Annotated in this window: 27 protein-coding genes, 1 pseudogene and 1 riboswitch; of the genes and pseudogenes, 7 read left to right on the top strand and 21 right to left on the bottom strand. The window is 42.2% G+C overall.

Annotation, left to right across the window (positions count from 1 at the left end):
- Window positions 1–115: 115 nt before the first annotated feature.
- Both AR335_RS06430 and AR335_RS06425 read right to left on the bottom strand, forming a co-directional pair.
- Window positions 116–1465 (bottom strand): glucose-6-phosphate isomerase, encoded by a 1350-nt coding sequence (locus AR335_RS06430; RefSeq protein WP_062233302.1) that lies wholly within the window; start codon window positions 1463–1465, stop codon window positions 116–118.
- A gap of 155 nt (window positions 1466–1620) precedes the next feature.
- On the bottom strand, window positions 1621–2784 hold the full coding sequence (locus AR335_RS06425) for an iron-containing alcohol dehydrogenase (RefSeq protein WP_062233299.1): 1164 nt from the start codon (window positions 2782–2784) through the stop codon (window positions 1621–1623).
- A gap of 243 nt (window positions 2785–3027) precedes the next feature.
- Between AR335_RS06425 and AR335_RS06420 the strand changes: the two genes are divergently transcribed.
- The gene (locus AR335_RS06420) at window positions 3028–3264 is read left to right on the top strand and encodes a DUF378 domain-containing protein (RefSeq protein WP_062233296.1); all 237 of its coding nucleotides are present in this window, start codon (window positions 3028–3030) and stop codon (window positions 3262–3264) included.
- Between the two features lie 51 nt (window positions 3265–3315).
- On the opposite strand, the gene yugI is transcribed toward AR335_RS06420, so the two are convergent.
- The 4 genes from yugI to AR335_RS22985 all read right to left on the bottom strand — a co-directional run bounded on the left by yugI (window position 3316) and on the right by AR335_RS22985 (window position 6153).
- Entirely contained in the window at window positions 3316–3714 is a 399-nt protein-coding gene (gene yugI, locus AR335_RS06415; protein WP_053357353.1) for a S1 domain-containing post-transcriptional regulator GSP13, read from the bottom strand.
- 183 nt (window positions 3715–3897) lie between these two features.
- Window positions 3898–5280: a class II fumarate hydratase gene (locus tag AR335_RS06410; RefSeq protein ID WP_062233293.1), complete on the bottom strand. Its 1383-nt coding sequence runs from the start codon at window positions 5278–5280 to the stop codon at window positions 3898–3900.
- Window positions 5281–5623: 343 nt separating this feature from the next.
- Entirely contained in the window at window positions 5624–5887 is a 264-nt protein-coding gene (locus AR335_RS06405) for a hypothetical protein (RefSeq protein WP_053357350.1), read from the bottom strand.
- 98 nt (window positions 5888–5985) lie between these two features.
- Complete coding sequence (locus tag AR335_RS22985) at window positions 5986–6153, bottom strand: sporulation protein YjcZ (protein ID WP_082683383.1); 168 nt, start codon at window positions 6151–6153, stop codon at window positions 5986–5988.
- 174 nt (window positions 6154–6327) lie between these two features.
- Between AR335_RS22985 and AR335_RS06400 the strand changes: the two genes are divergently transcribed.
- Window positions 6328–7200 (top strand): alpha/beta fold hydrolase, encoded by an 873-nt coding sequence (locus AR335_RS06400; RefSeq protein WP_062233289.1) that lies wholly within the window; start codon window positions 6328–6330, stop codon window positions 7198–7200.
- A gap of 12 nt (window positions 7201–7212) precedes the next feature.
- On the opposite strand, the gene AR335_RS06395 is transcribed toward AR335_RS06400, so the two are convergent.
- The 5 genes from AR335_RS06395 to kynU form a co-directional block, all read right to left on the bottom strand.
- Window positions 7213–8352 carry a conserved virulence factor C family protein gene (locus AR335_RS06395; protein ID WP_062233286.1) on the bottom strand — a complete coding sequence of 380 codons (1140 nt, stop codon included), beginning with the start codon at window positions 8350–8352 and terminating at the stop codon, window positions 7213–7215.
- 12 nt (window positions 8353–8364) lie between these two features.
- Entirely contained in the window at window positions 8365–8652 is a 288-nt protein-coding gene (locus AR335_RS06390) for a hypothetical protein (protein WP_062233283.1), read from the bottom strand.
- Window positions 8653–8773: 121 nt separating this feature from the next.
- On the bottom strand, window positions 8774–8962 hold the full coding sequence (locus tag AR335_RS25430) for a transposase (protein ID WP_369795801.1): 189 nt from the start codon (window positions 8960–8962) through the stop codon (window positions 8774–8776).
- A 190-nt stretch (window positions 8963–9152) separates the two neighbouring features.
- Window positions 9153–9779 (bottom strand): arylformamidase, encoded by a 627-nt coding sequence (kynB, locus tag AR335_RS06385; RefSeq protein ID WP_062233280.1) that lies wholly within the window; start codon window positions 9777–9779, stop codon window positions 9153–9155.
- Window positions 9779–11044 carry a kynureninase gene (gene kynU / locus AR335_RS06380; RefSeq protein WP_062233277.1) on the bottom strand — a complete coding sequence of 422 codons (1266 nt, stop codon included), beginning with the start codon at window positions 11042–11044 and terminating at the stop codon, window positions 9779–9781. The genes kynB and kynU overlap by 1 nt, the downstream gene beginning before the upstream one ends.
- Before the next feature lie 214 nt (window positions 11045–11258).
- Window positions 11259–11343: riboswitch (cyclic di-GMP riboswitch) on the top strand.
- A gap of 26 nt (window positions 11344–11369) precedes the next feature.
- Between kynU and AR335_RS22980 the strand changes: the two genes are divergently transcribed.
- Window positions 11370–11525, top strand: coding sequence for an anti-repressor SinI family protein (locus tag AR335_RS22980; protein WP_082683509.1), 156 nt, complete (start codon window positions 11370–11372; stop codon window positions 11523–11525).
- Between the two features lie 81 nt (window positions 11526–11606).
- On the top strand, window positions 11607–11936 hold the full coding sequence (locus AR335_RS06375; protein WP_062233274.1) for a helix-turn-helix domain-containing protein: 330 nt from the start codon (window positions 11607–11609) through the stop codon (window positions 11934–11936).
- 29 nt (window positions 11937–11965) lie between these two features.
- Here AR335_RS06375 and AR335_RS06370 read toward each other — a convergent pair whose 3' ends face one another.
- From AR335_RS06370 to AR335_RS06345, 6 genes are all read right to left on the bottom strand, one after another.
- Window positions 11966–12205 carry a hypothetical protein gene (locus AR335_RS06370; protein ID WP_062233271.1) on the bottom strand — a complete coding sequence of 80 codons (240 nt, stop codon included), beginning with the start codon at window positions 12203–12205 and terminating at the stop codon, window positions 11966–11968.
- A complete protein-coding gene (locus AR335_RS06365; protein ID WP_062233268.1) occupies window positions 12202–12537 on the bottom strand; it encodes a helix-turn-helix domain-containing protein in 336 nt (111 codons plus the stop codon). Before AR335_RS06365 ends, AR335_RS06370 begins: the two co-directional genes overlap by 4 nt.
- A 202-nt stretch (window positions 12538–12739) precedes the next feature.
- On the bottom strand, window positions 12740–13225 hold the full coding sequence (locus AR335_RS06360) for a hypothetical protein (RefSeq protein ID WP_062233265.1): 486 nt from the start codon (window positions 13223–13225) through the stop codon (window positions 12740–12742).
- Between the two features lie 25 nt (window positions 13226–13250).
- Complete coding sequence (locus AR335_RS06355; protein WP_062233262.1) at window positions 13251–13853, bottom strand: hypothetical protein; 603 nt, start codon at window positions 13851–13853, stop codon at window positions 13251–13253.
- Window positions 13854–13917: 64 nt separating this feature from the next.
- Window positions 13918–14442: a TasA family protein gene (locus AR335_RS06350; protein ID WP_062233260.1), complete on the bottom strand. Its 525-nt coding sequence runs from the start codon at window positions 14440–14442 to the stop codon at window positions 13918–13920.
- Window positions 14443–14565: 123 nt separating this feature from the next.
- Window positions 14566–15129, bottom strand: a complete 564-nt coding sequence (locus AR335_RS06345) for a signal peptidase I (protein WP_062233257.1) — start codon at window positions 15127–15129, stop codon at window positions 14566–14568.
- Window positions 15130–15438: 309 nt separating this feature from the next.
- Here AR335_RS06345 and AR335_RS06340 point away from each other — a divergent pair, with 309 nt between their 5' ends.
- Entirely contained in the window at window positions 15439–16608 is a 1170-nt protein-coding gene (locus AR335_RS06340) for a CapA family protein (protein WP_082683382.1), read from the top strand.
- 75 nt (window positions 16609–16683) lie between these two features.
- Here the strand turns inward: AR335_RS06340 and AR335_RS23710 are convergent, their stop codons facing one another.
- The gene (locus AR335_RS23710) at window positions 16684–16836 is read right to left on the bottom strand and encodes a hypothetical protein (RefSeq protein WP_156418876.1); all 153 of its coding nucleotides are present in this window, start codon (window positions 16834–16836) and stop codon (window positions 16684–16686) included.
- A 90-nt stretch (window positions 16837–16926) separates the two neighbouring features.
- Window positions 16927–17076, bottom strand: a complete 150-nt coding sequence (locus AR335_RS23705) for a hypothetical protein (RefSeq protein ID WP_156418875.1) — start codon at window positions 17074–17076, stop codon at window positions 16927–16929.
- Window positions 17077–17451: 375 nt separating this feature from the next.
- Between AR335_RS23705 and AR335_RS06330 the strand changes: the two genes are divergently transcribed.
- On the top strand, window positions 17452–18795 hold the full coding sequence (locus AR335_RS06330; protein WP_062233251.1) for a serine hydrolase domain-containing protein: 1344 nt from the start codon (window positions 17452–17454) through the stop codon (window positions 18793–18795).
- A 14-nt stretch (window positions 18796–18809) separates the two neighbouring features.
- Here AR335_RS06330 and AR335_RS22975 read toward each other — a convergent pair whose 3' ends face one another.
- Window positions 18810–18983 (bottom strand): aspartyl-phosphate phosphatase Spo0E family protein, encoded by a 174-nt coding sequence (locus AR335_RS22975; protein ID WP_082316160.1) that lies wholly within the window; start codon window positions 18981–18983, stop codon window positions 18810–18812.
- Between the two features lie 138 nt (window positions 18984–19121).
- Window positions 19122–19641, bottom strand: a pseudogene (locus AR335_RS06325) (molybdopterin-dependent oxidoreductase).
- A 114-nt stretch (window positions 19642–19755) separates the two neighbouring features.
- Between AR335_RS06325 and AR335_RS06320 the strand changes: the two are divergent.
- Complete coding sequence (locus AR335_RS06320; RefSeq protein ID WP_062233246.1) at window positions 19756–20349, top strand: biotin transporter BioY; 594 nt, start codon at window positions 19756–19758, stop codon at window positions 20347–20349.
- Window positions 20350–20391: the final 42 nt, after the last annotated feature.

Here is a 20391-nt window from a genome sequence, read left to right as displayed (position 1 = left end):
TCCCGCAGGAGTCTCGCATCTTCCACTTCAATTAACTTTTCATTGAAGATTTTTCAAGCCAAAAAGGGGCTGCCTGAAGGTCAATTTCCGACTTTCTGGACAGCCCCTTTATGGATTAAAGGCGTTTTTCCAATTCTTCTTTTTCTTTCTCAAAGCCTGGCTTGCCGAGAAGCGCAAACATGTTTTTCTTATAGGCTTCCACCCCAGGCTGATCAAACGGGTTCACTCCGAGAAGATAGCCGCTGATGGCACATGCTTTTTCAAAGAAATACACAAGGTAGCCAAAATGATATGGCGTTAATTCTGGAATAGTAACAATTAAATTCGGTACTCCGCCGTCGGTATGTGCAAGCAAAGTTCCCTGGAATGCTTTTTTGTTGACGAAGTCCATTGTTTGTCCAGCAAGGAAATTCAATTTATCAAGATTTTGATCGTCTTCCTCAATCTTAATTTCTTCGCGTGTATTCTCTACATTCAGTACAGTCTCGAACAAATCACGGCGTCCTTCCTGAACATATTGTCCCATAGAGTGAAGGTCAGTGGAAAAGTCTACAGACGCAGGATAGATCCCCTTGTTGTCTTTTCCTTCACTTTCACCAAACAGCTGTTTCCACCATTCAGAAACATAATGTAATCCTGGCTCATAGTTCACCATCAATTCAATGGTTTTCCCTTTGTTATACAGAGCATTTCGTGCAGCTGCATACTGGTATGCTTCATTTTCAGCAAGATTCGGATTGGAATAATCCTTGCTTGCTTCTGCTGCTCCATTCATCATTTCATCAATATTTACTCCGCTTACTGCGATTGGAAGAAGACCTACAGCTGTTAATACAGAATAGCGTCCTCCAACGTCGTCAGGAATAACAAAGCTCTCATAGCCTTCTTCATCCGCCAGCGTTTTCAGTGCACCTTTTGCACGGTCGGTTGTTGCATATATACGTTTGCGTGCTTCTTCTTTTCCATATTTCTCTTCAAGGAACTTGCGGAAAATACGGAACGCGATTGCAGGTTCTGTTGTTGTTCCAGATTTTGAAATGACGTTCACGGAAACATCCTTGCCTTCTAGTACTTGGAACAAGTCTTTAACATAGGTAGAAGAGATGTTTTGGCCTGCAAAAATAACCTGAGGAGTATTGCGGTCTTCTTTAGAAAGCATATTGTAGAACGAGTGATTGAGCATTTCAATTGCTGCCCTTGCTCCAAGATAAGATCCGCCGATACCAATAACGATCAATACATCAGAATCACTTTTGATCTTTTCAGCACTTTTTTGAATACGGGCGAACTCTTCTTTATCATATGCGGTCGGAAGGTCAACCCATCCTAAAAAGTCGCTTCCCGCTCCAGTTCTATCATGGATTTGCTCGTGTGATGCTTTTACTAATGCAGATAAATTTGATACTTCTTGCTCACCTAAGAAAGGCAAAGCTTTGCTGTAATCAAAATGCAGTTTATTAGCCATGTCTTAAACTCCTCCGTTTTTTGTTCTGGTTTCTTTTACTTTAACCAAATAAAAAATGTTAATCAAGAAAACGGCCGCTTGAAAACGCTTACTCCAAGTAGTCGGAATATTCTTACTTATTGCAAATAAAAAAGAGGGGAAGCTCCCCTCTTTTTTTATAGAGACATGCGAAGGATTTCTAAAACATCCTCTTTGTTAAGCTTTTTAAAGTTGCCAAACTCGCCGTTTGCCATCGCTTTATCCGCGATCAGATCAAGTTTTGAATCATCGATGTCATAATCAGCAAGACGGTTCGGTGCACCTAAAGATGTCCAGAAAGCAGACAGCTTGTCGATCCCTTCAAGTGCCACTTCACGATCTGATTTCCCTTCTGTATCCACGTTAAATACGCGAACAGCCAGTTGCTTCAAGCGCTCTGGACCTTGATCAATTACATGGCGAAGCAAGTTCGGGAACAGGATTGCCAGACCGCCGGCATGAGGAATATCATAAACGGCTGAAACAGCATGTTCAAGGTTATGAGTGGCCCAATCGCCTTGTACACCCATTGCAATAGTTCCGTTCAATGCCATTGTCCCATTATATAGAATGGTCTCACGAAGGTCATAATTCTCAAGATCTTCTACTAATTTTGGAGCTGCTTCCATTACCGTTAATAGAATAGATTCTGCGAAACGGTCTTGAAGATAAGCATTTTCAGTATGGTTCAAATACGTTTCCAGCACGTGCGACATCATGTCTACCATGCCATAAATCGTATGGTCTTTTGGCACAGTAAAGGTATTGACCGGATCAAGAATAGAAAACTTAGGGAACACAAGCGGACTTCCCCAGCCATACTTTTCATTTGTCTCCCAGTTGGTAATAACAGATCCAGCGTTCATTTCAGAACCTGTTGCTGCAAGAGTAAGAACTGTACCAAACGGAATTGCTTCTTTAGGAGTGCTTTTTTTAGTTACAAAATCCCAAACATCTCCGTCATATTTTGCTCCTGCCGCCACGGCTTTTGTACAGTCGATAACACTTCCGCCTCCGACTGCAAGAATGAAATCAATATTGTTCTCCTTACAGATTTCCACACCTTTTTTTACGGTAGTTAATCTCGGATTCGGTTCAACTCCTGATAATTCATGAACGTCTGCACCGATCTTGTTGAGCTCGGCTACTACTTGATCATATAGACCGCTGCGTTTAATGCTGCCACCGCCATAAACAAGCAATACCTTCTTGCCATACGGCTTCATTTCCGCAGACAGCTGGCTAAGTTGCCCTTTCCCGAACACTAAACGGGTTGGATTATAATACGTAAATGAATTCATTTATTTACCCTCCTTGATGTTCCAATACTTTCGTTAGTATTATCTATCAGGGTGAAATTAAAAGTAAAGAAATCGGCTTTAAACATTTTTATGATGTACAAATATTAAACAAAAGATTGAACAAATATTGAATTTAATTCAAGATAATGTTTATATTCGCCTTGAAGGTGGAAATGTATAATCGTAAAAGAAAGAAGTCATCCTATTACTGCTATCTATTTAATTCCCTTAGGAGGTAATACCATGAATGGATTACAGCGGACTGCCTTAGCACTAGTTATTATTGGTGCCATTAACTGGGGTCTTATTGGATTCTTCCAATTTGACTTAGTGGCAGCTATCTTCGGCGGTCAAGATGCAGCTCTTTCCCGCATCGTTTACGGATTGGTTGGTTTATCCGGTTTATATTGCCTGACTCTTCTTTTTGCTCCAGCTCATGAAGTTGAACGTGAGGACCGCATCGAAACAAATCGTGTTTAATGAAATTAAAAAATAAAAAAGGTTCTTCCTCATAGGAAGAACCTTTTATATTTACTTCTTAAGACGTTTGTTCAGTTGAGCTTGACGGTCAGTTGACTCTTTCAACCACTCTTTAAGCTTTGCTTCAAGTGTGTTGAAACCTTTGGAAGAGTCTTGAGCCGCTTGCTTCTTAGGTGCAGGACGGCGTTCCTTTTTAGGGGCTTGAGCCGGAGCTTCTTGAGTTTGACGAATGGATAAAGAGATCTTTTTAGAATCTTCGTCAACAGAAAGAATTTTAACCTGAACAACATCTCCCACTTTTAATACGTCGTTAATATCTTTAACAAAGCTATGAGAAACCTCAGAGATATGAACTAATCCCTGAACTTCGTCGTTTAAAGCGACGAAAGCACCAAACGGTTTAATTCCTGTTACTTTACCTTCAACGATGCTACCAACTTCAAAATTCATGAAAACACTCCTAACTATTTTTTAACCTATTAAGTATAACACATACAGAAAATAAAATAAAACGTATGAAACAGGATAAAACGTCCCGACCATACTCATTTTCGTGCAAATAGAGCATAAGAATGACATTTGCATCATTCCCATACCCAATTTTGCATGAAAAGGAAACTTTTTTCTGTAAAATCAGACCAGTTTTTCTGGATTTAACAAGGAATCCGCTTCTTCTTCTGTAACATATCCCTTTTCCACAGCCACTTCTTTTACCGTCTTACCCGATTTATAGCTTTCTTTTGCTACCTCGGCTGCTTTTTCGTAGCCCGTTTTTGGATTTAGTGCTGTGGCAATCGCAAGGCTCTGTTCCATCAGTTCTCTGATCCGGCCTTCATTGGCTTCCAGTCCATTGATACAGCGATCGGTAAACACGTTCAATCCTGAAGACAGGATGGTGATGGAGTGAAGAAGGTTTAAGCCAATGACCGGCATCATCACGTTAATCTCAAGCTGGCTGCCGATTCCGGCAGTGGTGATACATGTATCATTGCCGATGACCTGCGCACAGATCATGTACATGTTTTCAAGGATGACCGGATTTACTTTCCCCGGCATGATGGAAGAACCGGGCTGTACAGCGGGTAAAATGAGTTCTGAGATTCCTGTTCTCGGACCTGAACTGAGCAGGCGAAGGTCGGACGATATTTTTATAAGATGAATGGCTAGTTCCTTTAAATGGCCGCTGATCTGGATAGCTGCCCCGTTATTCTGCATAAAGCGGAAACGGTCAGTCGGTGCTTTAAATGGAAGGCCCGATCTGTCGGCAACCTCTTTGATGGCTCTTTCAGCATATTCCGGATGGGCGTTGATTCCCGTACCCACAGCATTTCCCCCAAGTCCAATCTCAAAGAGGAACGGTTCACTCTGTTTTAATGCATCATAAACTTTTTGCAGACTTTCCGCATACCCTCCAAAGGAATGGCCAAGCCGCATGGGAACCGCGTCCTGGAGGTGGGTCCTGCCTGATTTGATAATGTGGTGAAATTCGTTCTGTTTGTTTCTGAGCGCTTTAATCGTTTTTTCAAGTGCCGGGTATAAATTTTGATACAGCTCTTGTGCTGCGGCAATATTGATGGCCACATGGATCGTATCATTTGTTGACTGTGCCATGTTCACATGATCGTTCGGATGGACCTTGCTCCAGTCCCCTTTCGAACCGCCAAGAAGCTCTGAAGCCCTGCTGGCGATGACTTCATTGGCATTCATGTTCTGAGAGGTTCCTGCTCCCGCCTGATACGCATCAACGACAAATTGATCCTTTAGCCTGCCCTCCATTATCTCCTCTGCTGCCTGAATAATCGCGTTTGCCTGTTTTTCCTCAAGTTCACCGCAATCTCTATTTGCTGCAGCTGCACTCGCTTTAATAATCGCCTGTGCTTTTACAAAAGCGAACGGCAGCCTTTGCCCGCTGATCGGAAAGTTCTCGACCGCCCGCTGCGTTTGTGCTCCGTAATATGCCTCCTTGGGCACCTTCACTTCCCCGAGTGTATCCTTTGCAATCCGATATTCCGTCATGACCACATCTCCTCTCTATCGCGGTGCCAGGCACCGCAATTACACACATGTCAAAGAGCGGTGCCTGGCACCCGCTTTTTGACCCGCATTTTGACCTTTATTTGACACCTTATTACACATTCTCTGTATTCCCTTTTTTTCTTTTTTTTATGGTTTATCTTTTTGCGGAGCTGTCCATAATGATAAGACAGCATTCAATATTCCCCCTTTTTCTTTTGGCAGGCATGCCACCACATGCCTGTTCTTTTTTGTCCATTTCTTATTCGGGCAGATCTCCCGAGCATACACGATGCAAACAAAAAAAGCCCCCCACCATGTGCAGAGACCTTGTACATCAATAGTATTATTCAGAAGATGCCCGGTTCGTCCTTTTTTTATGTAAGGCGATCACCCTGGCTGGAGATTTTTTAATTTTTCGGTGTTCCGTCCGGAAGCCTGCCTTTTTTTGTTTCATGAACGTTGCTTTTGAAATGGGACGGGGACGGGACCACGAAATAGACTCCGGATTTTTCCAGGAATCATGGGTGATCAGCTCGGTTTTGTAATAATAACAATTCCCGCTTAAGTATTCTTCACATATATATAATACGGTGTGTTTGCTATGCATCCGCTTTTCGCTCCATTTTTTGATACATTATCCCCTTTTTGATCCGCTTTATTCATGGAAAGAGCCTGAAGCTTAAGATCTTCAAGCCCTTCACTTCCTTATCTAAAGAACCACCATAAAGCTCCAACGATAAGGAGAAGTATAAATATGATAATCAAGACAGCCCATATCCAGCCCCAACCAAATCCAACGCCGCCACCGCCGCCAACACCATAGCCGTAGCCATAGCCATAGTACGGAAAACCGCCACCATAAGGATATGCCATATTACAAACCTCCTTCATCTGTTGCGTCCTACACACTAATAAAATATGTAAGACCAGGGTAAAAAGGAATAGAGGCAAATGCGGATTTTGTGCCTGTTCAAGGAAATTATTTCTTTTGTAAACGAAATAAGATTGGACAAAATAAACGAGACGTAAAGATGATGGAGGAATGCAATGGAAACGAAAACTCAGCCGCTGCTTACTCCGGCATATCGGAAAAGAATAGGCGAACTCGACCTTTATTATGAAGATTACCCACACAGGAATCCTGACGCCCAAGTTTTGATCCTGATACACGGGTTTCTTTCTTCAACTATCAGTTTTCGGAAGCTAATCCCGCATTTAGCTGAAGATTATCATGTAGTTGCCATTGATCTGCCGGGATTCGGCAAGAGCGAAAAGTCAAAAACATTTACGTATTCACTGGCAAGCTACGGCAAGCTCGTTCTATCATTCATCAAAGAAATGGGCTGGAGAGATGTCGTACTGATCGGTCATTCCATGGGCGGCCAGGTGGCTCTTCATGCATCGCGGCAGGATGGAAAACTGATCAGAAAGCTCGTGCTCCTCGGCTGCTGCGGTTACATCAAACGGGCGCGGTCTACCATGATCTGCTGCTCCTACCTCCCTTTTTTCTCATGGGGATTAAAGAGATGGGTGCTTAAAAAAGATCTTCGCAATAATTTAAGCGGTGTCTTTCACAACATTGATCTTGTAACAGAAGACATGATCAAGGAATACAGGGCACAATTTTTAGAAGACGGATTTTTTGACAGCTTGATTCGTCTGCTCCGACACCGTGAAGGAGATTTAAAGCCATTTGAACTGAATTCAATTGTCCATCCCATTCTGCTCATTCACGGCAATGATGATAAAGTCATCCCCCTCACTACGGGAAAAAGACTTCACAGTGATTTAAAAAATTCACGACTCATCGTCTATAAAGATGCCGGACACCTCATCATGGAGGAAAAACCGTTAGACTTGGCAAGAGACATCAAACAATTCATCTCCAGCGAAAGAGAAGCGCTTCAGACCTCCGTCTGAGCGCTTCTCGTTTTATTCGTTGTTTTCCCTGCTTTTCATCATCTGCTGCCAGACTGAACCTGCAGCTTCTTCCCCGCTCTGAATGCGTTCAAGCGCAATCTTTGCCTGGAGACGGACTTCAAACTCTGGATCGTCTTCTGCGTCTTCCAATGCCGGTATGGCCGTTTCGTCTCCTACTTCAAACAAGAATCGTGCAGCGCGCCAGCGGACCAGTTTATTTTTATCATTGAGTGCTTCACACATGGCAGGAATTGCACTCGGATTCCCAAGGTCGGATAAACAGTCTCCTGCCGTTCGGCGAACCGCGACATTTTTATCTTTTAACCCGGCATAAAGCAGCGGAAGAACCGCTTCATCTTCAATCATGCCAAGATAAACGACAGCCAGGCGCCGGATCGAAGGCTTCGGATCCTTCAGTGCCTGCTTTAACACCATAATATCGTTGACCGTCGGGTTCATGCGTTCTAAAGCCGCATAACGGGTCTGCCAATCTTCATCCTGCATCTTTTCGGCAACTTCAGTTGTAGATACTTCTTCTTTCGGCGCTTCTTTCCCGGATTCCATGGAGAAAGCCTGCTTCACAAGCTTCTGAATCCGTTCTTCATCATAAGCGGCGGAGATTTCCTCGACGACTTCTTGTCCGATCTGTTCAAATGTTCCGTAACGAACACCCTGCTCTTCCCATTTCCGTTCCATGACCAGGTTATCTGATGCTTTTTGAGCTTCGAGCGCCGCATTCATAAACCGCTCTGGAAGGCCTGCGCGCCGTTCTTCATTTTCGGTTTTCAGTTTTACCTGCATCGGCAAGCCTCTGAACATTTGAATAAGAACTGTAATCTCCAGGTACTCGTCTTCCTTTTTCTCCTGTCCGGACGCTTCAGAGAGCTGGTCGTCCGAATCCCCGAATACTTCACGGACGCCTGCCAATACATCTTCCCAATCTGCTCTTGGATGACGGTCAAGTGCAATAAAATCTGCCACATGGTAAACGCTTTTCACGCCCTCCACCTTAAAGATTTCTTTAATATATTCAGGTGCATCATCAAGGTTTTCCCTCGTGTAGTTGTAGCGCTCGTTACCCGGCAGTGCTTCGTCCATATTAATTTTCATGGAGTTCGGACTTGGTGTCGGTTCAATGCCTTTAATCTTCAATACACTCACCCCTTATATCAGATCGTGTTCTTTTATATACGAAAGCATTTTCTCTTTCTCCCGGTCGGTAAACTTGTATTCACAGTCGACCCCTTCGTCATGAACAATAAAATCCTGTACCTCGCCATCACGATCGAACACAACGAGTGCACTCGGATCATAAAGATCACCAGGGAGTTTCGTCTCCGCTGACAAATCAAAATTCAGGTACACATTGATCCAATGCTCACCCTTCATTACTTCCGGATAAAAAGCGGTAAAATCCGCTTCAAAATAATTTTGAAATCCATACTTATACATAATGTTCCCCCGTATTGGCTCTATCTTCTTTTTTATTATAAACAATCGGAGGAAAGGAAACAAAGATGGCGGTTGTAGCAAAGGAGAGTTTTCAGGTGATGCTGTTATCTCTGGCTGCCGTTTACATAACTAGGTTTTGGCGGGTATTTAGGAGAATTCGGCGGGTAAACTCTCGGTTTTGGAGGGTATCATAAGGGATATCTAACCTTTGGCAGACATCCGTCATTTTATGTCCATCAAGTACAATCTGTTTGGTCACAAACTCTTTAAACTCCGCTGAATACTTACCATATTTCCTCAAGTAAAACACGTCCTTTTACTGGTTGATCACGATCAAAACATACGCCAATGTCCGTGTCCACTTTTTATACTAACTTTATAAATGCTTCAAATTCGGCTTGTAAATGTATTCCAAGTCCTCGATCTGAATTGAAAAAACGTAAAAAGAGACGATTTCAGCCCGAAAATCATTCGGCTCAACCATCATCTCTTCATTCACATTATATTTCTCTCAATACCGCACGCACAGGACTGCCATCCGCATCCTTTAACGGCAGCGGCAGCGCGATCAGCTCATATTCTCCTGGCTCCGCATCATCAAGGACTATACCTTCCAGGATATTAATGCCGTTTTGAAGCAAGGCATGGTGTGCAGGAAGCGCTTTGCTGTCGAGGACATCTACAGACGGCACATCAACTCCGATAAGTCTCACACCTTTTTCTGATAAAAAAGCAGCCAGCTTTTCATCTAGATAGGTGATCTTTTCCGGAAACACGGTTCTGTCCTGCCAAGAGCCTGTTTTCAGCAGCACACGCTCCGCTCCATCCAGCGGTTGATCCTCCAAATCCTCTGGAGCGATGACCTCTTTGCCCGTAACATCTATCACTATTGCTCTGCCGGCATAAATTTCAAGATCCAGCTCCAGTACCCGTTTTCCTTCACTATCAAAGTGATACGGCGCATCAATATGGGTGCCGGTGTGCGTGCTCATTTCCACTTTACCGACATTCACGGATCCTGATTCTGCTTTCGTCCAGGCTAAATCAAACGAGTACGGGGTGTCCCCCGGCCAGGTCGGAACGGACGAGGTCAAAGGCATGGAGATATCGATCAGTTTTCCAGCCATTACGCAATCACCTCTCTTACGTTTGAAAACTTTTCATACTGCTTCTCACCCATGATTTTTTTTAGCCGCTGAACCGCTTTATGTACATCTTCAAAAGAGGTATAAAGTGCAACAGGAGCGAGGCGGATCACATTCGGTGCACGGAAATCCGGCACGATGCCGTTCTCTTTTAAACTTTTACAGATTCTCGCTGCTTCATCATGCTCCAGGCAAACATGGCCACCGCGACGTATATCATCCCTCGGATTCCCGATCGTAAATCCAAAGCCCGCAAGTTCGGTTTCAATCAGCTCCATCATATAGCGTGTCAGATTAAGAGATTTTTCTCTTAGCCGATCCATTCCCGCTTCCTCAAAAATTTCAAGCGAACCGATTAATGGTGCCGTGCTTAACACGTGCGGGGTGCCGATCTGAAAGGCTCCCGCAGTATCTGCCGCCACGAATTCATGGTTCATATCAAACTGTTTATCTTTATTGGAACCGAACCAGCCTGCTAGTCCAGGCTCTTTTCCAAAATGTTTAGCATTAATATAGAGTCCCGCAACACTGCCAGGTCCTGCGTTCAAATATTTATAGTTGCACCAGAAAGCAAAGTCAACATTCCATTCCGAAAGTTTATGAGGCACTGCCCCAATGGAATGGCATAAATCAAAACCGATCAATATTCCGCGCTTGTGGGCCTCATCCGTTAAGCGTTTCATGTCAAGCAGCTGCCCGCTTCGGTAGAGCACGGAGGGCAGCACAATAAGAGCTGCTTCATCCGTCATAGCCTTGATGATGTCCTCTTCTTCAATCAGCCTGCCATCACGGCTTTTCACTCTGATCAGATGCTGGCCAGGGTCCAAGCTTCTTAATGCCAGCTGGCTTTTCAGTGCATAAATATCTGAGGGAAAGGTCAGCTCATCGGCTAAAATTTTCGTTTTTGATCCTGAAGGTTTAAAAAAAGTGGATGTGAGCTGATGGAGGTTTCCAGTGGTGGATCCGGTAATAATGACTTCCTCCGGGTTTGCCCCAATTAGTGGCGACAATTTCTTCCCTAGTTCCTCGCTAAGTGTATACCATGGATGCTTTCCAGCCATCCAGCCATCAATACCGCATTCCTTCCAATCATTTAGCGACTCCAACAGTGATTTCTCAGCTCTTTTCGACAAAAGCCCCAGCGAATTGCCGTCCAAATATAACACGCCTTTTTTTAAATAGAATTCGTTCTTAAAGCTTTTCAGAAAATCTTTTTCGTCCAATTCTTTCCATTTTCCTAGTTCCATCACTCATTCACCCCGTTTTTGCTCTCTCTATTCATCTTAAACAATTCAGGGGAAAGCATCAATGCAAACGCTTACTTTTCAAAAATATTACAGTTATGTAACAGCCAAATTATGACAGATTCCTAAAGAATGAGATACTATAATAAAATTGTGAGTTAAGCACTAGTAATTGGTTAAAATTGTATGTATTAAGTGACTGTCGGAATGCCACCCTCCAGTTAAAGGGCAAACATCGCTGAAAAGCATGGACGCAAAATCACAGGTCTAAGGTGAGTAACTATGATGGCTGGATTACCTGGAAAACCACCAATTTCAGGAGGGAAACATGGAAACTGTAAAAAAAACAGAGCTTGATCGTGAATGGGTAGCATTACTATTACAAGCCAAAAAGCAAGGTTTAAGCATGGAGGAAATCCGTAACTATCTTCAAAAAACGTACATACGATCAAATGAGCGAATATTTAAAGCGACATCGATCTGATGTCGCTTTTGGTCTATTTACAGCCTATCGTCCCTAAATGTATAATAGAAGCAAAATTTGTAGTAAAAAAGAGGGATTAACGTGATTGGTGAACTTGTAAAAAAATATCGCAAAGAAAAAGGTCTATCTCTTTCCGCACTAGCAGAACGAGCAGGTATCGCCAAATCCTATCTCAGCTCCCTTGAGCGAAATATACAAACCAATCCTTCTGTACAGCTGCTTGAAAAGCTGGCAGCCGTCCTGGATATTCCTGTTGAAAAATTGCTGAATGAAAAAGCTGAGGTCAATGAGGCGGAGCTGGATTATGAATGGGCAGAGCTCGTAAAGGAAGCTATGGAGTCTGGTGTCAGCAAAGACCAGTTTAAAGAATTTCTTGAATTCAACAAATGGAAAAATAAAAATCAAAGCTAAACCGGCACTCTTTAGCGGTGCCGGTTTTTTCATACTGAAATATCGATGATCGGAACAAGTTCTTTAAATTGATAATGTCCGATATAGGCAGTGGATAGAGGTTCTCTCTTCTCCCACTTCAGAATTTGTTTTTTTACATAATCAAAAGGTGCTCTTCCTATTAGCTCATCATTAATAAAAATTTCACAGATGTTGCGGCCCATGTACACGACCTTTACTTTATTCCCCGCTGCTTCACATAAATAGACTCCATTGCCAAGGCGAATCATTTAGCTTCATCATCCTTTGTCTGCTGTTTCCAGCTTTCATACCGTATAAACGTACGGATTTCCTCTAGGTTGATTCCCATTTCTTTAGCTTGCAGGAAAAGTTGGACCCAATCTTGGTCCAATGCAGCCACTTCATGATTAATCACTTTTTCCACTGGCACCTCCAGGGCTTTCGCCAGCTTTTTAACCATATGTGCGGACGGGTTATTTTTATGATTTTCAATGCTGCTCAAGTATCCTTTGGAGATCCCGGCTATATCTGCAAGTTTTGTTACAGTGTAGCCCTTCTCAATCCTAAATAATTTTATTCGCTTCCCTATTTTCTTAGTCACTTTTACCTACTTTTTCAATTCACTTTTAATAAAGTTTCTAAAGACCGTTGAATTTCCAAAATTCATAAGTATGTATGGAAGATATTATTTAAATTTCTGAAATTACGTATATGAAAGAGCAAGTAATTACCTGCCCTCTCATATAAAAAAGATTAAACTATCATGCAAAGAAACAGTGATTTTTATTACTTGAAACTTCAAGTTATTCTTCTGTAGATGTCGAATCAGTAGTAGTTTTTTCTTTTATAGTTTTTTCTTTTATAGTTTTTTCTTTTATAGTTTTTTCTTTTATAATTTTTTCTTTTTTAGCCTCTTTTGGTGCGTCATTAACTAATTTTGACTGTGCCTGTTTTTTGTTGGCGGGCTCTTTTGTTGATTCAGTGTCTTCAGAAGGTGAATTGCTTCCTTTATCCTTCTGGTCATCCACTTTCTCTTCTTTCACAGCCTTCTTGTCTTCCACTTTTTTATCATCATTCTTGGGTGGCTTTTCTTCCTTTTCGCATTTGTCATGATCACGATTGTTATTTTCTTCGTCATCATGATTGCTATTGTCATGTGGTGTACACTTGAACTCAACATGAAGCAAAGTTGTGCTAGTCGTAGCTGAATAATCACCGAATGTTCCATTTGAACCAAGACACATGCCGACAAACCCAAAGATCATGATGAGCAAATAACATCTTTTCATCGTTAACACTCCAAGGAATTAAAGATTAATCTTTTTGAACAGAATGAACGTTCAGATCGAATTTTAAATATTTACCCATGATGTCGTTATTGGCATCCCTGCTCATTTTAATCTGAACATAAAATGGCGTTTGATATAAAGTGTGATTCAACCTCGCATCGTATGGCTGCAGGTTTAACGTCTTTGTCATGGATTGCTCTCCAGAAAGAAGCTGTGCCATTGTTCCATCAAACACAGGTTGACCACCAGGAAGTCCACTTGTGATCTTTACTTGAAGCCAGCCCGCAAATTTTGCTTTAGTAGCAGCATCCATATTGGTATCTCGAACTGTAGCCGATAACGTCTTCAATGAAACAGGTAATGATCCTGTATTACGAATGATCATAGACTTCGTTTCTGATTGCTTTCCTGGCTGCCAATAGCCATCCGCCCACTCGTCAGGAAAGCCTTCACCTGTATTCGTAAAGAACATAGGATCCGGGTATTGTTGATTCAATTCAATCATTACAGTACCAGTGTCCACTTTGGCATGAGTCTCTGTTGTCGATGTAAAATCAGAGAACGTGCCGGTCGTGAGTGCGGTAGCGGCGATGCCTACAGCAAGGATTGTTCCAGCAAGCTTTTTCATAGCTCCTCCTTATATAAAAAGGACAGGACGAATGATCATCCTGTCCTTCAACTGTGATTTACTCTTATTCGTAAGCTTTTGCAGAAACCGCTACGCTTACATTAACACTTAGGTTTTGGTAAGTGTTATCTGCTGCATGAGTAAGTTCAACTTTTACTGGAAGAGTATAAGTGTCGTTAGCGTTTAGGCTTTGGCCATTCACTTTGCTTTCGATGTATGATTCTAATTGATCAAGCGTTTTTGGTTGACCATCTATAGTCACTTTGAATTCAGGAAAAGCAGTTAGATCAGTCACAGCTACTCCATCTTTCGTAACAGAAACGGTTACATCAGCAGAAAGATCCTTTGCTGTTAGAGAACCTGCATTGTGGATGGTGTAATCCTTTGTTTCTGTATATCCAGGCGCTTTCTTTGTAGCGGAGAATAGCGTGCCGCTGGACTCAAGAGCAAGGTTTCCAGTTTCAATTTTGTTGTTTTCACTTTTTGCAGTAGAAGTAAAGTCAGAGAATGTTCCAGATCCGAATCCAGCTCCTATAGTTACAGCTCCAGCTAACATTGTTCCAAGTAATACCTTTTTAGTCTTGTTCATTTTAATTTTCCCCATTTCATTAGTTTTTTTGGTAAAGCTTCAACAGATAATTCCGTAAGTATGCGTGCGATCCCCTAACCCCTATTATGTAATTGACATCACCCCCTAAAATGGTCACCCAGATCAGACAATATCTTCTTGAGGATATGGTCGATCTTTTCTTCCCTTCTTCTTTGGCCGCTTGTCTTTAAATACTTCACTCAAGACAATCAAGATAGCCGGCAGGATAATAAATAATAGAATGCCGAGTTTTCCACGAGCGAACTCCAAGAAGAATCCTGCATTTGGAATATGAAAGGCATAATCACCAACCACTTGCTGCGGAGCAACCAGCTTGTTATCCTCCACGTTGTTGGCATCTCCCTTTGTCTTGTAATAGACGACGCCATTCTTCTTCACTAAATCAATGACTCGGTGGGTAATGAATTTATCTTCACGCTTATACGTAATAATTTGATCCACTTTGAATTTTGCTAAGTCAGGGTCACGGTCAATCACAATATCACCTGGCTGCAACATTGGCCTCATGCTTCCGGATAAAACCGTCATAATCTTATAACCGAAAATACTCGGTATTTGTCCAGGGTGTTTGTGAGATTGATAGCTTAGAAGAATGGATGAAAGAAATAACGTTGCAAGCAATAGTAAAAACGTATTGCCGATCCAGCGAGAAACCACTTTAAACATCAAAAGCCCCTTTCCAATTTGCACGATGATGCGCGCATTTAAATTATTTTCTTAAAATAAAATAGTTCTTTTTAACGAACAACTTGTGTTTAGTATAGAACGATATGCCTATTCGGAAAACTTCCAAAATTGGTTAAATTTGTTCTTTTTAACGAACTTTTATCCTGCTTATCTCTCTAAATCGCTAAATATCGTATTTTTTCATTATTTTTTAACGAACAATTTCATTCGTTTTAAAGAACATTCTGATTTTTTGCTTGAATTCCCGCCTCAATCGCATAGTATAGAAGTAGGAGGAAAACGCTTACTATGAAAAAAATGATAATTATTACAAGTGTTGTTGTTGTGATCTTGCTTCTTGCTCTTATTCCTGTACTCAGTAATAAAACAGCCGAGAAAACCCGCCAGGAGCCTGCAAGCAGTGAACAGATTAAAAAGGACACCGATAAAAAAAAGACGGTTAAACCACCGCCAAAAAAGACGGAACCTCAAGAAACCGTCCACACAGCTACGATCGGCGCTGTCGGGGATGTTCTTATTCATGACCGGGTATACAATAAAGCGAAAAAACGTGACGGGTCCTATGACTTTAATCCGATGCTGAAAGAGGTAAACCCCTATTTGGAAAAGCCGGATATTACGGTGGCCAATCAGGAGACGATGATTGGCGGGGAAAAGCTCGGATTATCCTCCTATCCTTCCTTCAATTCGCCTCAGGAAGTCGGGGATGCGCTGAAGAAGAACGGTGTGGATCTGGTCACGATTGCGAATAACCATACGCTGGATCGAGGAGAGAAAGCCATTTTAAGCGCGATCAACCATTGGAATGAGATTGGCATGCCGTATACAGGTGCTTTTCAATCGTCCAAGGATCAAAGGATCATCCGTATTCTGAAGCGAAATCAGATCACCTTTTCTTTTTTGAGCTATACCTTTGGAACGAACGGCATCCCTGTACCTAAGGGCAAACCGTATCTTGTTAACCTGATCGATGTGAAGAAGATGAAAGCGGACCTCCATCAAGCAGAAAAAATTTCTGATGTTGTGGTGATCAGTCTCCACTTTGGGAACGAATACGAGCGGATGCCAAATGAGACACAAAAAGAACTTGTCCAGATGGCAGCAGATTCAGGAGCAGATATCATCATAGGGCATCATCCTCATGTACTTCAGCCGGTTTCCTGGATAAAGAAAAAGAACGGAGAGCGGGCTTTCGCAGCATATTCTCTTGGCAACTTCTTTTCTGGACAGACAGGCCCGTATAAAAACATAGGGGGTATGATGGATATTAGGGTGAAGAAGATTCAAAAGGGGAATAACGTTAAAATTGAGCTTGAAAACCCTGCATTTCTCCCAACCTGGGTTGACCGATCATGGCATGTTCATCCGATGAGGGACGTAAAAACGCAGAAAAAACAGTATCGTGAAATAAAAAAACATATGAACCAATATGTGCCTGAACTGCAGTTTTCATTTTAATGAAAAAAGGAGACCCGGTCTGATCTTAACTTCACCCCTATAAAATTGGGGGAAGATCAGGCTAGGGTCTCCTTTTTATGCTTCGCCTTTTGATTTCGGGCTCTTTGTATCGCGCTTTGGAATATCATCTGCGAACGTATCGTCAGAGAACTCTACGTCTGTCATGCTTTCTGTCGGGGTTTGATTGTTCTTGGCGGCAGCATCTTTGGAATGTTTTCTTTTAGCCATCTGGTATCGTTCCTCCTTTTAAATTCCTATATAGTGTGTGAAGAAATGGAGGATCTGATTCCAAAAGAAAAAGCATTCCGAGTAGGAACGCTAATCGCCAATGGCTTTGCTGACACAATGGTCGCAAACGGCTATTTGTTTTTCTTCCCAGCTGGAAAGCTCATTGTTGCAAACCATGCAATGCTCGGACTGCATAGCCCGTTGATCTCCTTGCTGGTTTTCTTCGTTCACAAAGTCCATGATGGAATCCGCCTCCTTCTCCCCTAGTATATTCAAAAAAGAAGACTGCTTATTCTATACTATTGTTTGATATTTCTGACAAAATTCCTGCTTCTTCTAACATTATTTTTAAAAAATAAGCTATGTTAATCCATGTTGTTGTTTTAGTGGGGGTGATTGAACCGCCATCTGAAAAGCAGAAGGGTATAAGCCAGCTTTTTCCCAACTGCTTTTCAGGCGCTTCATTTGTTTCACAAATCAGCCGGCTCTTATAATCGCCAGCTATCACCCCTAATTTTTGGTGAAAAAGACTTGTTCTTTTGCCGCCTTCTGTTCAATAAAGGAGAAGCTCTCCTTTTTGCAGAATGTTTTCTTCTTATATAGGAGGAATAGGATATGACCCGGCTTATAAACAAAACAACATTAAAAACAAGACTGAAAAATTATATGACGGCGTATGACCGATTAGGCTATTTTAATGGCTCTGTGCTTGCAGCATATAAAGGAGAAATCTTGATTCATGAAGGATATGGTTCGGCCAGCCGGACGTTCAACATTCCGAATTCACCTCAAACCCGCTTTCCGATTGCTTCCCTGACCAAAAACTTTACGGCAGCGGCTATCCTTTTGCTTGAGGAGCAAGGTTTAATGAAACTCGAGGATACCGTGGCACTTTTTATAGCGGGGCTCACCTATGCTAAACAAGTGACCATACATCAGCTTCTTTCCAACACATCTGGAGTTTCCGATTTTACCTCCATGCAGGATTATTGGACAAAAGAGATGAGGCTTCCCGCAGATCTTACTGGACTGATCCATAGAATCAAAGACAAACCTCTTGAATTTGAGCCTGGTTCTCAATACAGTTATTGCAACTCAAATTACATTTTACTGACAGCAATTATAGAAAAGGTTTCAGGACAATCCTATGCCCATTTTCTTCAGGAAAATCTGCTAAAACCGTTTGGCCTTAAGAACACCGGTGTATTGGACGGAAGAACCATAGTTCAAAATTTGGCATCAGGTTATACGGTAAATAAAGACTTTGTGCATCCTGATTATATTGATATGAGTTTTCCGCTTGGGGCATATGGTATGTATTCTACTACTGAAGATCTGTTTAGGTGGACAGAAGCGTTGTTTTCCGGAGAGGTATTGAATAAGAGGTCGCTAAATAATATGCTCACACCCTGCGAAGGCAATTATGGATATGGCTGGGGTTTTGATAAAATTGGCCAAACTGCGGCCGCCTGTCATTTTGGTGATGTGAACGGATATTGTGCTGAAATGCTGAAAAGCCTGAATGGAGAGATCACGGTGATCGTCATGAGCAATTTTAATTTAACCCCTGTTACAAAAATCAATCGTGACCTGGCAAAAATAATACTGCATGAAGAAATACGAAGTCCTGTATTTTACGAAGAACGAATTAGGGGGACTGAGATTTCTGCAACTGCACAAGGAACGTATTCTTCTAAAACGAATGATGCCTCTTTAACGCTTGAACAGGATGGAAGGACATGGCTCCTAACCATTCCAAAAAGGTATGGAGTTCCATATACAATTCCGTTACTTCTTGTATCTAAAACTGATGCTGATTATGAATTCATCTCCAGCTTCACACCTGAAAAAGTTAAAGTGATGATGAATGAGGAGAACAAAGAAATCGTGGTAATCCACGAGGACACGGACGGAATAAAAACTCATTATACAAAATATAAGGAAGCAGCTAATAGGTAAGCTGCTTCCTTTTGTTATTTATAGGTTGGTTTCAATTGTCGTTGATAAAGAGTGATCAGTTCATCAAGCTCTTGGCTGATTTTTACGATGGCAGGGTCTGAGTAACTGTTTGCCGATCGGCATGACTGATATAACTTTTCCTTAACTTTCTCCATCTGATCACAGACGGATTGAAGATTACAGTTCACGGGCACTTCTTTCCTTTCCTTACCGAATAGAGCATAAACTGCACTTAATTACAATATCGGTCCATCTGGGAAAATTTACATGTATTTTTTAAGGTTTTTATAAATATTTTTGATTTTTGCTTACATGATCATTGTTTCTTAGTCCCAGCTAAAGCGCTCTTCCTTCCAAGGATCTCCATACATATGATAGCCATTTTTCTCCCAAAAACCTGGCGTTTCCATCGGCAGAAATTCAATGGCACGGAGCCACTTCGCACTTTTCCAGAAATAGAGATGCGGAACCACTGCACGGAGTGGATACCCATGCTCCGGCGATAACGTTTGTCCATTGTGCGTATGAGCCAGCAAGCTGGTTTCCTTTAAAAAATCATCCAAAGGAAGATTGGTTGTCCATCCTTCTTCTGCATGCAAAAGGACGTACTTGGCCGGTGACACAATGGATATCATTCGTGGCCGATGATTTCGGAAGTGCCATGAGCTCCTCGTAAGTAAAAGTTGTCGGGTTCTCCACCATTCCGTAGATTTTCAGATCCCATTCACTTAAATCCTTGTAGTAAGGAACATTACCATAATGAAGAACAGGCCAGCGGGTTGTAACATTCTGATTCGGCGGCACCCTCTCATTATCCTTTTTCTTCGGTATTTTTCCAAAAAACATGTGATGCACCTCCAATAATATCAATATGTAAACCTTATTTCAAAATTAAGTTGACAATAGTCTGTCCTCTGAATTACCATCAATATAGATAAATTACCACATGAGGTGAACCTAATGAAGTTTAGAGCGATTGATTTAACACTGGCCGCCATGTTTGCGGCATTGATGGCAGTAGGAGGTAATATTACAGCATGGATTCCTGCCCTCGTCTTTGGGCAAGTGCCTGTCACCCTTCAAACCTTCTTTTGCATTTTGGCCGGTCTGCTGCTCGGAAGCCGTCTCGGCGCTGTATCGATGATCGTATACACACTTGTCGGACTGGCTGGTGCTCCTGTGTTCGCAGGATTCTCCGGGGGGCCTTCCATCATTTTCAAACCAACCTTCGGCTTTATTTTATCATTCATTCTTGCCGCTTATGTAGCAGGAAAAATTCTTGAGATGGCAAAAAAAACAAGCCTGCCGGTTTTCTTTCTCGCTTCCTTTGCCGGTTTGATCGTCAACTATTTTGTCGGCACTACTTTTCTCTATGCCGCGCTGACAAACTGGGCAGCTGTTGAAGGTGTCACCTATCTTGGCACTTGGAAAGGAATGCTTCTGTTCCTCCCAAAAGACGTGATCCTGACTGCAGTTACCGCTGTAATCTCACCGCGAATTTATAAGGCAGTCGCTAAAAACCGCCGCAGCACATCGAATTCAAACGCAGCTTAAATACAAAGAGGTACATCCTGAATGCAGGATGTACCTCTTTTT

Origin of the sequence: Fictibacillus sp. FJAT-27399 (assembly GCF_001510655.1) — a bacterium.
Taxonomy (GTDB): domain Bacteria; phylum Bacillota; class Bacilli; order Bacillales; family Fictibacillaceae; genus Fictibacillus_C; species Fictibacillus_C marinisediminis.
Note: the sequence above shows the minus strand (reverse complement) of the source record. Positions and strands in the feature narration are given on the sequence as shown.

Bases quoted from the DNA above. Each gene is read 5' to 3' on its own strand.
- AR335_RS06410 (WP_062233293.1), bottom strand. From the start codon at position 5,280: ATGACGGAATATCGGATTGCAAAGGATACACTCGGGGAAGTGAAGGTG.
- kynU (WP_062233277.1), bottom strand. From the start codon at position 11,044: ATGGAACTAGGAAAATGGAAAGAATTGGACGAAAAAGATTTTCTGAAA.
- AR335_RS06350 (WP_062233260.1), bottom strand. From the start codon at position 14,442: ATGAACAAGACTAAAAAGGTATTACTTGGAACAATGTTAGCTGGAGCT.
- AR335_RS06400 (WP_062233289.1), top strand. From the start codon at position 6,328: ATGGAAACGAAAACTCAGCCGCTGCTTACTCCGGCATATCGGAAAAGA.
- AR335_RS22985 (WP_082683383.1), bottom strand. From the start codon at position 6,153: ATGGCATATCCTTATGGTGGCGGTTTTCCGTACTATGGCTATGGCTAC.
- AR335_RS06355 (WP_062233262.1), bottom strand. From the start codon at position 13,853: ATGAAAAAGCTTGCTGGAACAATCCTTGCTGTAGGCATCGCCGCTACC.
- AR335_RS06320 (WP_062233246.1), top strand. From the start codon at position 19,756: ATGAAGTTTAGAGCGATTGATTTAACACTGGCCGCCATGTTTGCGGCA.
- AR335_RS06425 (WP_062233299.1), bottom strand. From the start codon at position 2,784: ATGAATTCATTTACGTATTATAATCCAACCCGTTTAGTGTTCGGGAAA.
- AR335_RS06390 (WP_062233283.1), bottom strand. From the start codon at position 8,652: ATGTATAAGTATGGATTTCAAAATTATTTTGAAGCGGATTTTACCGCT.
- AR335_RS06420 (WP_062233296.1), top strand. From the start codon at position 3,028: ATGAATGGATTACAGCGGACTGCCTTAGCACTAGTTATTATTGGTGCC.
- AR335_RS23710 (WP_156418876.1), bottom strand. From the start codon at position 16,836: ATGGCTAAAAGAAAACATTCCAAAGATGCTGCCGCCAAGAACAATCAA.
- AR335_RS23705 (WP_156418875.1), bottom strand. From the start codon at position 17,076: ATGGACTTTGTGAACGAAGAAAACCAGCAAGGAGATCAACGGGCTATG.
- kynB (WP_062233280.1), bottom strand. From the start codon at position 9,779: ATGGCTGGAAAACTGATCGATATCTCCATGCCTTTGACCTCGTCCGTT.
- AR335_RS22980 (WP_082683509.1), top strand. From the start codon at position 11,370: ATGGAAACTGTAAAAAAAACAGAGCTTGATCGTGAATGGGTAGCATTA.
- AR335_RS06345 (WP_062233257.1), bottom strand. From the start codon at position 15,129: ATGTTTAAAGTGGTTTCTCGCTGGATCGGCAATACGTTTTTACTATTG.
- AR335_RS06405 (WP_053357350.1), bottom strand. From the start codon at position 5,887: ATGCATAGCAAACACACCGTATTATATATATGTGAAGAATACTTAAGC.
- AR335_RS06360 (WP_062233265.1), bottom strand. From the start codon at position 13,225: ATGAAAAGATGTTATTTGCTCATCATGATCTTTGGGTTTGTCGGCATG.
- AR335_RS06430 (WP_062233302.1), bottom strand. From the start codon at position 1,465: ATGGCTAATAAACTGCATTTTGATTACAGCAAAGCTTTGCCTTTCTTA.
- yugI (WP_053357353.1), bottom strand. From the start codon at position 3,714: ATGAATTTTGAAGTTGGTAGCATCGTTGAAGGTAAAGTAACAGGAATT.
- AR335_RS06330 (WP_062233251.1), top strand. From the start codon at position 17,452: ATGACCCGGCTTATAAACAAAACAACATTAAAAACAAGACTGAAAAAT.
- AR335_RS06340 (WP_082683382.1), top strand. From the start codon at position 15,439: ATGAAAAAAATGATAATTATTACAAGTGTTGTTGTTGTGATCTTGCTT.
- AR335_RS06370 (WP_062233271.1), bottom strand. From the start codon at position 12,205: ATGATTCGCCTTGGCAATGGAGTCTATTTATGTGAAGCAGCGGGGAAT.